14 protein-coding genes and 1 pseudogene are annotated in these 14570 nt (G+C 73.0%); 5 read left to right on the top strand and 10 right to left on the bottom strand.

Going from position 1 to position 14570, the window contains the following annotated elements; genetic code table 11:
* Together ACWIYF_RS04730 and upp are read right to left on the bottom strand one after the other, a co-directional pair.
* A complete protein-coding gene (locus ACWIYF_RS04730) occupies window positions 1-897 on the bottom strand; it encodes a Gfo/Idh/MocA family protein (protein WP_448626959.1) in 897 nt (298 codons plus the stop codon).
* On the bottom strand, window positions 897-1520 hold the full coding sequence (gene upp / locus ACWIYF_RS04725) for a uracil phosphoribosyltransferase (RefSeq protein WP_448626958.1): 624 nt from the start codon (window positions 1518-1520) through the stop codon (window positions 897-899). The genes ACWIYF_RS04730 and upp overlap by 1 nt, the downstream gene beginning before the upstream one ends.
* 80 nt (window positions 1521-1600) lie before the next feature.
* On the opposite strand from upp, the gene ACWIYF_RS04720 reads away from it, so the two are divergent.
* Window positions 1601-2293, top strand: coding sequence for a hypothetical protein (locus ACWIYF_RS04720; RefSeq protein ID WP_448626957.1), 693 nt, complete (start codon window positions 1601-1603; stop codon window positions 2291-2293).
* Here the strand turns inward: ACWIYF_RS04720 and ACWIYF_RS04715 are convergent.
* The 3 genes and pseudogenes from ACWIYF_RS04715 to ACWIYF_RS04705 form a co-directional block, all read right to left on the bottom strand.
* The gene (locus ACWIYF_RS04715) at window positions 2283-3380 is read right to left on the bottom strand and encodes a calcium:proton antiporter (RefSeq protein WP_448626956.1); all 1098 of its coding nucleotides are present in this window, start codon (window positions 3378-3380) and stop codon (window positions 2283-2285) included. The genes ACWIYF_RS04720 and ACWIYF_RS04715 overlap by 11 nt on opposite strands.
* Window positions 3381-3420: 40 nt before the next feature.
* A complete protein-coding gene (locus tag ACWIYF_RS04710; RefSeq protein ID WP_448628724.1) occupies window positions 3421-3699 on the bottom strand; it encodes an HNH endonuclease signature motif containing protein in 279 nt (92 codons plus the stop codon).
* A gap of 133 nt (window positions 3700-3832) precedes the next feature.
* Window positions 3833-4630: pseudogene (locus ACWIYF_RS04705) on the bottom strand (DUF222 domain-containing protein); the annotation flags it as partial.
* Window positions 4631-4771: 141 nt separating this feature from the next.
* On the opposite strand from ACWIYF_RS04705, the gene deoC reads away from it, so the two are divergent.
* Genes deoC through ACWIYF_RS04685 form a run of 4 tightly spaced genes read left to right on the top strand, consistent with a single transcriptional unit; the run spans window position 4772 to window position 9446 of the window.
* On the top strand, window positions 4772-5767 hold the full coding sequence (gene deoC, locus ACWIYF_RS04700; RefSeq protein WP_448626955.1) for a deoxyribose-phosphate aldolase: 996 nt from the start codon (window positions 4772-4774) through the stop codon (window positions 5765-5767).
* The gene (locus ACWIYF_RS04695; protein ID WP_448626954.1) at window positions 5767-7206 is read left to right on the top strand and encodes an aldehyde dehydrogenase family protein; all 1440 of its coding nucleotides are present in this window, start codon (window positions 5767-5769) and stop codon (window positions 7204-7206) included. Before deoC ends, ACWIYF_RS04695 begins: the two co-directional genes overlap by 1 nt.
* The gene (locus ACWIYF_RS04690) at window positions 7203-8063 is read left to right on the top strand and encodes an aldehyde dehydrogenase family protein (protein WP_448626953.1); all 861 of its coding nucleotides are present in this window, start codon (window positions 7203-7205) and stop codon (window positions 8061-8063) included. The genes ACWIYF_RS04695 and ACWIYF_RS04690 overlap by 4 nt, the downstream gene beginning before the upstream one ends.
* Before the next feature lie 36 nt (window positions 8064-8099).
* Window positions 8100-9446 carry a hypothetical protein gene (locus tag ACWIYF_RS04685; RefSeq protein ID WP_448626952.1) on the top strand — a complete coding sequence of 449 codons (1347 nt, stop codon included), beginning with the start codon at window positions 8100-8102 and terminating at the stop codon, window positions 9444-9446.
* A gap of 57 nt (window positions 9447-9503) precedes the next feature.
* On the opposite strand, the gene ACWIYF_RS04680 is transcribed toward ACWIYF_RS04685, so the two are convergent.
* From ACWIYF_RS04680 to ACWIYF_RS04660, 5 genes are all read right to left on the bottom strand, one after another.
* A complete protein-coding gene (locus tag ACWIYF_RS04680) occupies window positions 9504-10916 on the bottom strand; it encodes a DEAD/DEAH box helicase (RefSeq protein WP_448626951.1) in 1413 nt (470 codons plus the stop codon).
* Between the two features lie 219 nt (window positions 10917-11135).
* Window positions 11136-12200 (bottom strand): adenosine deaminase, encoded by a 1065-nt coding sequence (locus tag ACWIYF_RS04675; protein WP_448626950.1) that lies wholly within the window; start codon window positions 12198-12200, stop codon window positions 11136-11138.
* Window positions 12201-12249: 49 nt separating this feature from the next.
* Window positions 12250-12726: a DUF6338 family protein gene (locus ACWIYF_RS04670; protein WP_448626949.1), complete on the bottom strand. Its 477-nt coding sequence runs from the start codon at window positions 12724-12726 to the stop codon at window positions 12250-12252.
* Window positions 12727-12813: 87 nt separating this feature from the next.
* Window positions 12814-13620 (bottom strand): ABC transporter permease, encoded by an 807-nt coding sequence (locus tag ACWIYF_RS04665; protein WP_448626948.1) that lies wholly within the window; start codon window positions 13618-13620, stop codon window positions 12814-12816.
* Window positions 13617-14513 (bottom strand): ABC transporter ATP-binding protein, encoded by an 897-nt coding sequence (locus ACWIYF_RS04660; protein WP_448626947.1) that lies wholly within the window; start codon window positions 14511-14513, stop codon window positions 13617-13619. Before ACWIYF_RS04660 ends, ACWIYF_RS04665 begins: the two co-directional genes overlap by 4 nt.
* Between the last annotated feature and the right edge of the window lie 57 nt (window positions 14514-14570).

Raw genomic sequence — 14570 nt, 5'->3', positions numbered from 1 at the left:
TCAGCGCGCGACGGGCTCGCGGCAGCCGGAGTCCAGCGCCCGCTGCGCGGCGGCGAGGACGGCGACCACCTCGCGGCCGAAGCCGACGTCGCACGGGTGGGTGCCGCCGGTGACCGCCGCCGCTGTGAGCTCCTCGACCGCGACCGAGTGCGCGGCCTTGGCCGCGCGCTCCTCGGGCAGCAGGGTGATCCGGCCGGCGTCGCCGTGCACGAAGAACTCCATGCCGCTCGACATGGTCGCGACCGTGTGCGAGAGCGTCACGGTGCAGGCCGCGCCGGACTCGTGGTGCAGCACAAGGTGGACGGTGTCGCCGAGCCCGGCGCCGGCCTGCACCGCTGTCACCGGGCCCAGCGCCGGGATGAACAGCGACAGCGCGTGCGGGCCGATGTCCCACAGCGCGCCCTGCTCCTTGCGCCACGGCGAGTCGGCGAACGGGCTGCCCGGCTCGTAGAGGTTCCCGAGCCAGCTGCCGGCGCCGCCCATCAGCTTGGTCCGCGCCGCCTGGGCCAGCCAAGTCGCCGTCCCCGGCTGGAACCGGAAGGTGAAGAAGACGACGGAGGCCACCCCGTTGTCCCGGACGGCGGCGACGAGGCGGTCGGCGTCCTCGAGGGTGAGCGCGATCGGCTTCTCCAGCAGCAGGTGCTTGCCCGCCTCGGCGGCGCGGATCGCCAGCGGCACCTGGACGGCGGGCGGCACGGAGAAGGAGACGGCGTCCACGTCGGCGAGCAGCGCGTCGACGTCCGCGTAGCCGGGGACGTCGAACTGCGCGCCGACCGCCTTGGCCTTGGCGAGGTCGCGGCCCCACACGCCGACCAGCTCGGCGTCCGCGTGCTCGGCCAGGCTCGCGGCGTGGATCTGCTCGGCCCAGAAGCCGGTGCCGAGGACGCCGAAGCGCATCAGACCGCGCCGAACTGGCGGTCGCCCGCGTCGCCGAGGCCGGGAACGATGTAGGCCTTGTCGTTCAGGCCGTGGTCGACGCTGGCGGTGAACACCCGCAGCGGCAGGCCGCTCTCCTCCAGCCGCTTGAGCCCCTCCGGGGCGGCGAGCGCGCAGAGCACGGAGATCGACGTGGCACCCCGGCCGGTGAGCAGGCCGCAGCAGTGCACCAGCGAGCCCCCGGTGGCCAGCATCGGGTCGAGGACGAACACCTCGCGGCCGACCAGCGACTCCGGCAGCGAGGCCATGTAGGCCTCCGGCTGGAAGGTCTCCTCGTTGCGGGCCAGGCCGACGAAGCCCATCTGCGACTCGGGCAGCATCCGGTGCGCGGTGTCGGCCATGCCGAGCCCCGCCCGGAGCACCGGCACGATCAGCGGCGGCGCGGCCAGCCGGTAGCCGGTCGTGTCGGTGACCGGCGTGGTGATCGGCTCCTCGGCCAGCTGCAGGTCGCGGGTCGCCTCGTACATCAGCATCTGCGTGAGGTCCCGCAGCGAGGCCCGGAAGTTCGCGTTGTCGGTCCGCTCGTCCCGCATGCGGGAGAGCCGGGCACGGGCCAGCGGGTGGTCGACGACGGTCAGCTGCACGCGCGACACCGTATCGGCCGGGTGCGCCGGGGCTATCGGCGCTGGCACGATCCCGGCATGACGAGGGGGCCCGCCGGTCGGTGACCGGCCTCCGGGGCGCCACCGACATCGGCGACTACCTGATCAGCGCCCGCTCCTTCGCCGAGTACCGGGCGATGTTCGCGCTGAGCGACGCCGACCTGCGGGGGCGGGTCCTGGACTGCCCCGGCGGCGGCGCGTCCTTCGGCGCCGCCGCCCGTTGCCTCGGCGCCGACGTGGTCGCGGTCGACCCGGTGTACGCGGCTCCCGCCGGCGAGCTCACCGCACGGCTGACCGCCGAGCTCGCCCGCGGCCGCGCGTGGGCGGCGGCCAACGCCGAGCGCTACGTCTGTGACTTCCACGGGTCGGTGGACGGGCTCGCCCGGACTCGCACGGAGTCCGCCCGCCTGTTCGCCGAGGACCTGACCGCCCGACCCGGACGGCACGTCGCGGCGGTCCTGCCGCACCTGCCCTTCCGGGACGGCGCGTTCGACCTGGCGCTCTCCTCGCACCTGCTGTTCACCTACGCCGACCGGCTGGACGCCGCCTTCCACCTCGCCGCGCTGCGGGAGCTGGCGCGGGTCGGCCACGAGGTGCGCGTCTACCCGCTGGTCGACCAGGCCGGCCGGCCCCTGCCGGACCTGCTGAGCACGCTCGCCGACGGACTGGCGGCGGCCGGACTGCGCGCCGACGTGGTCGAGGTCGACCACGAGTTCCAGCGCGGCGCCCGCAGCATGCTGCGGCTCACGGGTTGACGGCGAGGAAGAGGAAGGCCGCCAGCAGCACCAGGTGGACGACGCCCTGCAGGCGGGTCGCGCGCCCGGGGACGACGGTCAGCATCCCGACGACGACGGTGACGGCGAGCAGGACCGTCTGCGTGGCCCCCAGCCCGAGCAGCAGCGGCCCCTCCAGCCAGATCGAGGCGATGGCGATCGCGGGGATGGTGAGACCGATGCTGGCCATGGCCGACCCGAAGGCCAGGTTCAGGCTGATCTGCAGCCGGTCGCGGCAGGCGGCGCGCGCGGCGGCCAGCGTCTCCGGGGCCAGCACGAGCAGCGCGATGACCACGCCGACGAACGACTGCGGGAACCCCACCCCGGCCACGGCGTCCTCGATCGCCGGCGACTCCACCTTCGCCAGCCCTACGACGGCCACGAGCGCGACGATCAGCAGCCCCAGGCTGGTCAGCGCCGCGCGCGCGGTCGGCGGCTCGGCGTGCTCGTCCTCCACCGGGGCACCGCCCGTCGCCACGGGAAGGAAGAAGTCACGGTGCCGCACCGTCTGGGTGAGCACGAAAGCGCCGTAGAGCACCAGGGAGGCGACCGCGGCGAACGCGAGCTGGGCCGGCGAGAACTGCGGCCCCTGCCGACCGATGGTGAAGGTCGGCAGCACGAGGCTGAGGACGGCCAGCGTCGTCACCGTGGCCAGCGCGGCGCCGGTGCCCTCGGCGTTGAACACGACCACGTTGTGCCGCAGCGCGCCGAGCAGCACCGAGATGCCGACGATGCCGTTGCAGGTGATCATCGCGGCGGCGAAGACGGTGTCCCGCGGCAGCGACGCCGCCTCCTCCCCGCCGGAGATCATCAGCGTCACGATCAGCGCCACCTCGATGACCGTCACCGCGACGGCGAGGACCAGCGATCCGAACGGCTCCCCGACCCGGTGCGCGACCACTTCGGCGTGGTGGACGGCGGCCAGCACCGCGGCCATCAGCACGACCGCGACGAGGAGCTCGACGACGAGGGGCAACGACCGGCCCCACGTGGCGGCGAGCACGATCAGGGAGAGCAGGGGTACGGCCGTGGTCCAGGTCAGCAGAGGGTGCCGGGTCGCGGTCGCCATGACTCCACGCTGACACACGCCCGTTGCGGCACCGTCTCGATCAGCCGGCGCGGGCGAGCCTCGGGTCGTCGGCGGTTGGCCGGATCACCAGGATCTCGGTGCCGTCGGGGCGGTAGGTGTGCCATCGGCCGGCGGTATCTCGCTCGATGCGGAAGCCGTGGTGCACCTGGGTGTGGTGCCGCTCGCACAGCAGCCCGGAGTTCTCCAGGTCGGTCTCGCCGCCGAACAGCCAATGGATCACGTGATGAACCTCGCACCAGTAGTGCGGGGCCCCGCAGCCGGCGAATGAAAGGACCCCGCTGCCCCCCACGCCTCGCATGCTCGGCGCGGGCCCCTGCAGCGGGGCCGCGGCCCAGGTCGAGCAGCTCACCGTCGGCGGTGCACAGGTAGCGGCGCAGCTCGGCGTCGCAGGCCACCTGCCGGGCCCGGGCGGCGGAGACCACCCCGCCGAACATCGCCTCCGCGGCGCCCCGGCCCACGGCGGGATCGGCCAGGTCGGCGGAACCGATCTTGACCGCGACGTGCGGCTTGACGGTGCGCAGCAGCGGCAGCGTGCCACAGCCGAGGTGGATGTCGGCCAGCTGCACCAGGGCGTCGGCGTTCCGCTGCGGCTGGGTCCGCGCATCGCCGGCGGGCCGGTGGGCCTGCAGGATCGACTCGATCGCCGCCTGCAGCTTCTCCATGCCGAGGGCGTCGAGGTGGAAGCGGCCGGTGCCCGACCCGTCGGCGTGCTCGGCAAAGGACAGGAACCGCTCCTCGGTCGGATCGGGCTCGGGGCCGTCCTCGTCGAGCCGCTCGAGCAGGGTGTGCACCAGCCGCACCAGCTCCTCGTGCTTGTGCCCGGCGGCGAAGCGGGCGAGCACGCCGGCGATGCCGGCCAGGTCGCCGTCCCGTTGCGCGATCAGCGCGGCCGGCCGCCGCCCGGTGATCCTGGCGATCACGGCCACCTGATCGGCGGTGAGCTCCCCGGCCGCGTGCGCCGCGGCCACCGCGGGCAGCTGCTCCAGCACCCGCCCGTTGCGCACCACCTGCGCGGCGGCACCCGAGAGCCGGCAGTGCCCGCGCAGCCACGACTGCGCCGTGGCCATCCCGTCCCCGGCGAAGGCCTGCCGGTTGTCCGCGACGCGGACCGTGCGCGCCAGCTCGGCGTCGATCCGGTTCCGCTCGGCGACCAGTGCCCGCGTGCGGTCGAGCAGCTCCGACGCGGTCAACCCGTGCAGGTCGCCGTCCTCGGCATCACTCGAACACATGTGCGAATACTACTTTCCGAGAAGCCATTCCGCGAGCTGAATGCCCAGCTCAGAAGCCTGTCCACAGATCGCCGGTCGGTCTTGACACCGCGGGGTGAGCAGCATCGAAAGCTGGACAGCGGCCAGGGGACAATGATCGGCATGACCCACGTGCTCGAGCCCGACGCGCCGTCGGCGTACGCGCGGCCCATCGCCGGGCCCATGCCGCCGTACGACGACGTCACCCGGTCCGACTCGGCGTTCCGCGCCTTCCTCCACGGCCTGCCGGGCGTCGACCAGGTGGGCGCGGAGGCGCGGACGGCGGTCCTCGGCACCCGCTCGATCAAGACCACGGCCAAGGCGTGGGCCATCGACACCGCGATCTCGATGGTCGACCTGACCACGCTCGAGGGTGCGGACACCCCGGGCAAGGTGCGCAGCCTCGCCGCCAAGGCCCGCCGTCCCGACCCGACCGACCTCACCACGCCGCAGGTCGCCGCCGTCTGCGTCTACGGCGACCTCGCCGGCGTCGCCAAGAAGGCACTAGAGGGAACCGGCATCCACGTCGCCGCGGTCGCCACCGCGTTCCCCAGCGGCCGGGCCGGCCGCGCGGTCAAGCTCGCCGACGTCAAGGACGCCGTGGCCAACGGCGCCGATGAGATCGACATGGTCATCGACCGCGGCGCGTTCCTCGCCGGCCGCTACCTCGACGTCTACGACGAGATCGTCGCGGTGAAGGAGGCGTGCGGGGACGCGCACCTCAAGGTCATCCTCGAGACCGGCGAGCTGGTCACGTACGACAACGTGCGGCGGGCGAGCTGGCTGGCGATGCTCGCCGGCGCCGACTTCATCAAGACCTCGACCGGCAAGGTCTCCCCCGCCGCGACCCTGCCGGTCTGCCTGGTGATGCTCGAGGCGGTCCGCGACTTCCGCGCCGCCACCGGGCGGCAGATCGGGGTCAAGCCCGCCGGCGGCATCCGGACGACGAAGGACGCCGTCAAGCACCTCGTCCTGGTCAACGAGACGGCCGGCGCCGACTGGCTGACCCCCGACTGTTTCCGCTTCGGCGCCTCCAGCCTCCTCAACGACCTGCTCCTGCAGCGGCAGAAGCTCCGCACCGGCCACTACTCCGGCCCCGACCACGTGAGCGTGGATTGATGACCGTGTTCGAGTACGCCCCCGCCCCCGAGTCGCGGTCGATCGTCGACATCGCGCCGTCCTACGGCCTGTTCATCGACGGCGAGTTCGTCGACGGCAATGGTGAGTCGTTCAAGACCGTCAACCCCGCGACCGAGGAGGTCCTCTCCGAGATCGCGACCGGCACCGAGGCCGACGTCGACCGCGCGGTCCGCGCCGCCCGGCGCGCGTTCACCAAGGTCTGGGGTCCCATGCGCCCGGCCGACCGCGGCAAGTACCTGTTCCGCATCGCCCGGCTGCTGCAGGAGCGGGCCCGCGAGTTCGCCGTCCTGGAGTCGCTGGACAACGGCAAGCCGATCCGCGAGTCCCGGGACGTCGACGTGCCCCTGGCGGCGGCGCACTTCTTCTACCACGCGGGGTGGGCCGACAAGCTCGGCTACGCCGGCCTCGGCCCGAACCCGCAGCCGCTCGGCGTGGCCGGCCAGGTCATCCCGTGGAACTTCCCGCTGCTCATGCTGGCGTGGAAGATCGCCCCGGCGCTCGCCACCGGCAACACCGTCGTCCTCAAGCCGGCCGAGACCACGCCGCTCTCCGCCCTGCTGTTCGCCGAGATCTGCCGGCAGGCCGACCTGCCGCCCGGCGTGGTCAACATCGTGACCGGCGCCGGCGACACCGGCCGCGCCGTCGTCGAGCACGGGGACGTCGACAAGGTCGCCTTCACCGGCTCGACCGAGGTGGGCCGCCGGATCGCCCGCGCGGTCGCCGGCACCCGCAAGAAGCTGACCCTCGAGCTCGGCGGCAAGGCGGCGAACATCGTCTTCGACGACGCCCCGATCGACCAGGCGGTCGAGGGGATCGTCCAGGGGATCTTCTTCAACCAGGGCCACGTCTGCTGCGCGGGCTCCCGGCTGCTGGTGCAGGAGTCGATCCACGACGAGGTCATCGCGAGCCTGCAGCGGCGGATCGGCACGCTGCGCGTGGGCGACCCGCTGGACAAGAACACCGACATCGGCGCCATCAACTCCGCCGAGCAGCTGGCGCGGATCCGGGAGCTGTCGGAGATCGGCGAGGCCGAGGGCGCGTCGAAGTGGCAGCCGGCCTGCGAGCTGCCCGAGCGGGGCTTCTGGTTCCCGCCGACCGTCTTCACCGACGTCTCCCCCGCCCACCGGATCGCCCGCGACGAGATCTTCGGCCCGGTGCTGTCCGTGCTCACCTTCCGCACGCCCGACGAGGCGGTGGCCAAGGCGAACAACACCACCTACGGGCTCTCGGCCGGCATCTGGACGGAGAAGGGGTCGCGGATCCTCAAGATCGCCGACCAGCTGCGGGCCGGCGTGGTGTGGGCCAACACGTTCAACAAGTTCGACCCGACGTCGCCCTTCGGCGGCTACAAGCAGTCCGGCTACGGCCGGGAGGGCGGCCGGCACGGGCTGGCGGCGTACCTGAAGGGGACCAAGTGACCGAGCGGCTCGCCGTCCGCAAGACCTACAAGCTCTACGTCAACGGAGCCTTCCCGCGCTCGGAGTCCGGCCGCACCTACGAGGTGACCGACGCCAAGGGCAGCTTCCTCGCCAACGCCGCACTCGCCTCGCGCAAGGACGCCCGGGACGCCGTCGTCGCCGCCCGCGCCGCCTTCGCCAAGTGGTCGGGCGCGACCGCCTACAACCGCGGCCAGGTGCTCTACCGGGTGGCCGAGGTGATGGAGGGCCGGCACGAGCAGTTCTGCGCGGAGGTCGCGGCCGGCGAGGGGCTGTCGGCGCCGAAGGCGCGGGCCGCCGTCGACGCCGCCATCGACCGCTGGGTCTGGTACGCCGGCTGGACCGACAAGCTGGCGTCGGTGCTCGGCGGGGCCAACCCGGTCGCGGGCCCGTACTTCGACTTCAGCCTGCCCGAGCCGACCGGCGTCGTCGCCGTCCTGGCGCCGCAGGAGTCCTCGCTGCTGGGGCTGGTCAGCGTGCTCGCGCCGGTGCTGGCCGGCGGCAACACCGCCGTCGTCGTCAGCTCGAAGGAGCGGCCGCTGCCGGCCGTCACCCTCGGCGAGGTGCTGGCCACCAGCGACGTCCCGGCCGGCGTGGTCAACATCCTCACCGGGGACGCCCCCGAGCTGGGGCCCTGGCTGGCCGAGCACGCCGACGTCGACGGCATCGACCTGACCGGTGCCCCCGCCGGGCGGGCGATGGAGTTCGAGCGCGAGGCGGCGGGCACCATCAAGCGGGTGCTGCGGGCGGCCCCCGAGGACTGGACCGCCGACCCCGGGCTGTCGCGCATGACGCCGTTCCTGGAGACGAAAACCGTCTGGCATCCCATGGGGGTCTGAACGCACGGTCCCAGGCCCGTTCGGCAGGATGGGCCCGTGGCCAGGCCCAGCATCGTCCCCATCGCCCTCACCCTCGACGACCGCACCGGCTACACCCTGTGGGCGCCGCCCTGGGAGGAGGACGGCGAGGAGTGGCAGGCGTTCCTCGGCACCACCGAGGACGACACCGCCAAGGTCCACCTCTTCCCGACCCCGGGCGCGCTGGCCGCGTTCTGCCGCACCCGCAGCGACCACGACCTGGCCGACCACCCGGTCTGGCCGGTCGTCGTCGGGCTGGGCGCGGCCGACCTGACCCCGGACGACGACCACCGCTACGACCTCGACGGCGTCTACGACATCGCCGCGGAGAATCCCGACCGCTGGGCGGTGGAGGAGCTCGCCGCGACGATCGACATCGTCGGCCGGCTGGCCGAGTGCCTGGACACCGGCGACGAGGACGACGACGAGGAGGCCGAGGGCCAGTTCGAGGCGGTCGCCGAGCTGGTCGGCCGGCCCGAGGTCGGCTCGCTGGGCCTGGGCGTGGAGGCCTTCGTCGGCCGGTCCGGGGAGGACGCCTGGGTGGGCGTCGGCGGCGCGCTCGACGAGCTGTGGGAGGACGTCGTCGAGGAGCTCTCCGAGCACCTGGACTGGACCGGCGGCGGCACGGTGCGCCTGGAGGACTACCCGGCCGCATCCGAGGCCGAGGCCGTCGACGAGGCCGAGCCCGAGGAGCTCCAGGAGCAGGCCGAGGAGGCCGAGGAGGTCGCGGCCGCTCCGGCCGCGCCCACCACTGGCGTGAGCACGATCCGCGGCGGCAGCCGGATCACCGCGTCACCGGCCGCGGTCGCCGCCGCGCAGGAGTTCTGGGAGGCCGTCGGCATCCTGCCGGTGGAGGTCGTCGTCCCCGGGGCCGCCGGGGTCACGCTGCGCTGCTACGTCGAGGACGTCGCCCGCTTCCTCGGCCGCGACGGCGAGATCTTCGTCTTCGACACCCCCACCGACCTTGCGCGGTTCCTCTCCGGCTCCGAGGAGCACGACCTCACCGAGATCGCCTCGTGGCCGGAGGTCGCCGACACCGACACCCTGCCGCTGCCCGCCGAGCAGGACCGCTACGACCTCACCGAGCTGACCGAGGTGCTCACCGAGGTGGCCGACGGCGCGGCCGGGCTGGTCGACCACCGGGCGTTCGTGCAGCCGATCGAGGGCGTCCGGGACATCGCCGAGTACGCCGGACTCAAGCGGGTCGACGAGCTGCTGGCGCCTTCGACGCCGCTGGGCCGGGCGGTGGCCCGCTCGGAGCGCGACCCCGGCGCGACGCTGCCCGCCGACGAGGCGGCCGCGATCAAGCGCGACTGGGACGAGGTGGTCGGCGCCGTCACCGGCGCCCTCGTCTGGCGTGACTGAGAACGCGCTTTGTCGCGATCAGGTACGCATACCTGATCGCGACAAAGCGCGGACTGATCAGGCGGAGCGAGCGGTGCGGTCGTTCGGCCGGCGGCCCTGGCCGCGGTAGCCGCCCGGACGGCGCTCGCCGTCCCGGCGCGGCCGGTCGCCCTCGCGGCGCGGACGCCGCGGGCCGCCGGTGCGCGGCCGGTGCTCCCGCGCCGGGCGCTCCACCGGCTCGACCGGCACGCCGCTGGCGACGAGCTCGGTGATCGGGGCGTCGCCCGGGCGGATCCGGCTCACGGCCGGGTCGACCTTGGCCTGGCGGAACCGGCGCTTGGCCTGGCCCACCTGGTCGGGCAGGAGCAGCGAGACGACGACACCGCCGGCACCGGCGCGGGCCGTGCGGCCCGAGCGGTGCAGGTAGGTCTTCGAGTCCGCCGGCGGGTCGTAGTGCAGGACCAGCGAGACGTCGTCCACGTGGATGCCGCGGGCGGCGACGTCGGTCGCGACGAGCACCGGCGACCGGGCGTCGGTGAACTCCTGCAGGGCGCGCTTGCGCGCCGACTGCGGAAGTCCGCCGTGGATGGCCTCGGCGCGGATCCCCGCGGCCTTGAGGTTCTCCGCCAGCCGGTCGACGCCGAGCTGGGTGCGGGCGAACACGATCGTCCGGCCGGGGCGCCCGGCCAGCTCGGTGGCCACCTGCAGCTTGTCGCGGAACGCCAGGCTGAAGGCGAGGTGCTCGGCCGGCGGGGCGTCGTCCCCGGCACGCTTGACCTCGTGCCGGGCCGGGTCCTTGAGGTAACGGCGGACCAGCGTGTCCACCTCGCCGTCCAGCGTGGCCGAGAACAGCAGCCGCTGGGCGTCCCGGGTGGTCTGGTCGAGCAGCTCCTTGACCACGGGCAGGAAGCCCAGGTCGGCCATGAAGTCGGCTTCGTCCAGGACCGTCACGACGACCTCGGCGAGCGTGGCCTCACCCTGGTTGATCAGGTCCTGCAGGCGCCCGGGGGTGGCGATGACGACGTCGACCCCGCGGCGCAGCTGCTGGATCTGGCGGTACATGGGTGCGCCGCCGTAGACGGTGGCGAGCTGGACGCCGATCGACTGACCGAGCGGGGCCAGGTTGTCGTGCACCTGCTGGGCCAGCTCGCGGGTCGGCACGAGGGCCAGTCCACGCGGGGCGCGGCGGCCGTGCCGGACGTCCTGGCCGATGCGGGCCAGCAGCGGCAGGCCGAAGGCCAGGGTCTTGCCCGAGCCGGTGGCGGCCTTGCCCAGCACGTCGCGGCCCGCGAGGGCGTCGGGGAGGGCGGAGGCCTGGATCGCGAACGGGTGGCGGATGCCGCGCCGCTCGAGTGCGGTCACCAGCTGCTGGGGCAGGCCCAGCTGGCCGAAGGTCGGGCCGGTAGGGGCCTCGACGGTGTCCTGGGTGGTGTTCTCGGTGGTGTTCTCGGCGTCGTCCGACTCGAACGACACAGGGTGGAACAAAGTCATGCGGGGTGGGGCTCCGATACTGCTCGGAACGCGTCCCGTGAAAGAGGAGGGCCGCCGCAACTACCGGCGTCCTCACTTGGCGATCGTCTGCGCCCAGGTGTGGAACGCGGGATCTGCACGGATGCGCTCGTCCCCGGACAAACCGTCCGGGAGGATGACCGGCCTTGTGCCGGTACGCCTACGTTAGCAGCGACGATCACCCGGAGATTCCGGGCGTGATCAGGCTCGCAGCGCCGCGTACCCCGGGCGGACGACGTCGGCGAGCAGCCGCGCCTTCTCGGCGTCGTCGGCGAAGGCCGCGGCCAGCGCCCGTTCGGTGACGGTCTGGACGTCGTCCCAGGTCCAGCCGAACGTCGTCGCGACGTCGGTGAGCTCGCTGGTGACCGACACTCCGCTCATCAGCCGGTTGTCGGTGTTGAGGGTGACGGCGAAGCCGAGCCGGCGCAGCCGGTCGACCGGGTGCTCCGCGAGCGTGCCGCAGACGCCGGTCTGCACGTTGGACGACGGCGCCACCTCGAGCGGCACCTGCTCGTCGCGCACCCGTCGCGCCACCGGGCCCAGCGAACCGTCCTCCCCCACCTCGTCGGCGATGCGGACGCCGTGGCCGAGCCGCTCGGCGCGCGCACCGTCGAGCGCCGCCCGGATCGACTCCACACCGGCCGCCTCGCCGGCGTGGATGGTGCGGTGGGCGCCGGCCCGGTCGAGCAGGGCGATCGCCGAGGGGATGCGGTCGGGCGGGAAGCCGTCCTCCGGGCCGGCGAGGTCGAAGCCGGCCACACCGGCGTCGCGGTAGCGGACGACGAGACCGGCCACGTCGTCCCACCGGTCGTTCTGCCGCATGGCGCACAGCAGGGTGCCCACGGTGATCGGGGTCGCCGCCTCCTTCATGCCGGTCGCGTAGCCGTCGAGCATGGCCTCGACCGCAGCCTCGATCGCCATGCCCCCGGTGAGCAGCTCCGGGGCCATGCGGACCTCGGCGTACACGACGCCGTCCGCGGCGAGGTCGAGGGCGCACTCGCGGGCCACCCGCTGTACCGCCTCGGGCCGCTGCATCACGGCCACGGTGTGCGCGAACGTCTCCAGGTAGCGCACCAGCGAGCCGGAGTCGGCGGCCCGCCGGAACCACAGCCCGAGGGATGCGGCGTCGTCGGCGGGCAGGTCGCGGTAGCCCGCCTCGTCGGCCAGCTCGAGCACCGTCTGCGGCCGCAGCCCGCCGTCCAGGTGGTCGTGCAGCAGGACCTTGGGGGCGCGGCGCAGCGAGTCGGCGTTCAGCGGGCTAGGCACCTCCGGACGGTACTTCAACGTCTCGATGGGCCTACGGGCAACAAGATCGCTACTCGATCCAGACGCGGCCGAACGTAACGATGGCGGCAACAAGGGCTAGCGCAGTTCCCGCGAGTACGAGTCCCGCCTTAACGGGATGCTTCCGATCCCATGCCTCCAAGCGGACATTGCGGTCCCGAGTCCCGGCCAGCCGCACGACACCTGCGAAGAGCAATGCGCTCAGCAGGGATCCGACGAACGCGACGAGTGCCAGGAATCCAAGATTGAACATGTCCTCTCGGCTCAGTGAAGCCCCTTCATCCACGTCAGCAACAACACCAGACCACACGCCCGGCAGCGCATACAGCGTGACCAGAACGCCGCCGAATGCGCAGGTGAGACCGAAGAAGACGAGTTGGAGCACTTCGCTCAGATTTGACTCGTTGTTGGACGTCCCCTCCTCAGGACCGGGTCGGAGACGCTTGTACACGTAGCCGGGCACACCGACGAGGGCCAGGATGGCGAGGGCAACGACGGACGTAGGCACGCCTCCTCGTTCGGGTCGTTCGGGTTCCGCTTCAATTCGGATGCGCTGCGACTTGGGTCACGTAGCGAGAACATGGGGCGTCCGTGGTCAGCGCTTGTCCTGCCAGCGGAAGGTCAGGACGCAGAGGACCAGCCCGGCGACGCACCAGACGGCGAGCACCAGCGCGACCCGGCCCAGCTCCCACGACCCGGCCGGCTCCTGCGCGGCCAGCGCGTCGGGCAGGAACACCGACCGCAGCCCCTGTGCCATCCACTTGAGCGGGAAGAACGACGCGATGGTCTGCAGCCACGTCGGCACCTGGCTGAATTGGAAGAAGACGCCCGAGATGAACTGCAGGACCAGCGCGATCGGTGTGATCGTCGCCGAGGCCGACCGGCCGTTCTTCGCCAGGCTGGACACGGCGATGCCCAGCAGCGTGCAGGCCGCCGAGCCGAGCACGGCGACCCACGCGAAGGTGACCCAGTCGCCGCCCGAGGGCAGCGGCACGTCGTAGAAGACGGTCCCGACGAACAGCAGGATCACGATGATCGCCGCCGTGACGGCGAGCACCTGCACGACCTTGCCGACGAAGTAGGCGCTCTTGGGCATCGGCGTGCCGGCGAGGCCCTTGAGGGTGCCGTCGGAGCGCTCGGTGGCGATGCTGATCGCCATGTTCTGCAGGCCCGCGCCCAGGATGCCGGCCGCGATCACCCCGGCCATGAAGTACTGCGTGAAGCTCACGCCGGAACCGATGTCGTAGTCCAGCACGGCGCCGAATACCAGCAGCAGGATCACCGGGAAGGCGAGGGTGAAGACGACGGACTCGCGCTGCCGGAAGAACTCCTTGAGCTCCACCCCGGCCCGGGTCCGCCACACGCTCGCCACAGAGGGCAGCGGCCGCTCAAGCGCGGTCACGAGGCGTCTCCGATCATCCGCAGGTACACGTCCTCGAGGGTCGGCCGGGCCACCGCCAGGTCGGGGATCTCCCCCGGGAACCGCGCGGCCAGCTCGCGCACGAACGCCGTCGGCGTCGCCGTGGCCTCGGTGCGGCGCGCGCCGCCCTCGGTCCAGCTGACCACCGCCGGCGCCGTCTCGCGGCCGCCCAGCGCGGACGGGACCGCGACCTCCACCAGGCGGCCCCGCGCGATCACCCCGACCCGGTCGGCGAGCGCCTCGGCCTCGTCGAGGTAGTGGGTGGTGAGCAGCATCGTGGTGCCCAGGTCGCGCAGCGAGCGGATCAGCGACCAGAACTGCCGCCGCGCCTCCGGGTCGAACCCGGTGGTCGGCTCGTCGAGGAACAGCAGGGTCGGCCGCCCGACGATGCCGAGGGCGACGTCCAGCCGGCGCCGCTGGCCGCCCGACAGCGAGCGCCCGCGGGCGCGCGCCTTCTCGGTCAGCCCGACCAGCTCGAGCACCTCGTCGGGGTCGCGCGGATCGGCGTAGTACGAGGCCTGGGCGCGCAGCAGCTCGCGGCAGGTGAGCTGGCTGTCGCCGGCGCCCGACTGCAGCACGATGCCCAGCTGCGCCTTCCAGGCCCGGTCGCCGTCCGCGGGGTCCTCCCCCAGCACCAGGACCTCGCCGGCGTCCCGGTCGCGGTAGCCCTCGCAGATCTCCACCGTCGTCGTCTTGCCGGCGCCGTTGGGTCCGAGGAGGGCGAAGATCTCGCCGCGGCGGATGTCGAGGTCCAGCCCGTCGACGGCGGTGAACTCGCCGTAGCGCTTCACCAGCCCGCGGATGGAGATGGCCGCGGCGGGGTCCACCGGGCCGGCGTCGGCGCCCAGCACCGGGGCCGAGGAGGAACGCGTCACGGGAGGTCAGTGTGCCCCTATGACCTGCGTCCCCGTGAGCGGAGGGGATTCGTGCGC

This window comes from Geodermatophilus sp. URMC 64 (genome assembly GCF_053502555.1).
Note: the sequence above shows the minus strand (reverse complement) of the source record. Positions and strands in the feature narration are given on the sequence as shown.

What these genes read in the sequence shown, in the direction of transcription:
- ACWIYF_RS04730 (WP_448626959.1), bottom strand. Translation starts at nt 897, where the DNA reads ATGCGCTTCGGCGTCCTCGGCACCGGCTTCTGGGCCGAGCAGATCCAC.
- ACWIYF_RS04710 (WP_448628724.1), bottom strand. Translation starts at nt 3,699, where the DNA reads ATGCGAGGCGTGGGGGGCAGCGGGGTCCTTTCATTCGCCGGCTGCGGG.
- ACWIYF_RS04695 (WP_448626954.1), top strand. Translation starts at nt 5,767, where the DNA reads ATGACCGTGTTCGAGTACGCCCCCGCCCCCGAGTCGCGGTCGATCGTC.
- ACWIYF_RS04715 (WP_448626956.1), bottom strand. Translation starts at nt 3,380, where the DNA reads ATGGCGACCGCGACCCGGCACCCTCTGCTGACCTGGACCACGGCCGTA.
- deoC (WP_448626955.1), top strand. Translation starts at nt 4,772, where the DNA reads ATGACCCACGTGCTCGAGCCCGACGCGCCGTCGGCGTACGCGCGGCCC.
- ACWIYF_RS04680 (WP_448626951.1), bottom strand. Translation starts at nt 10,916, where the DNA reads ATGACTTTGTTCCACCCTGTGTCGTTCGAGTCGGACGACGCCGAGAAC.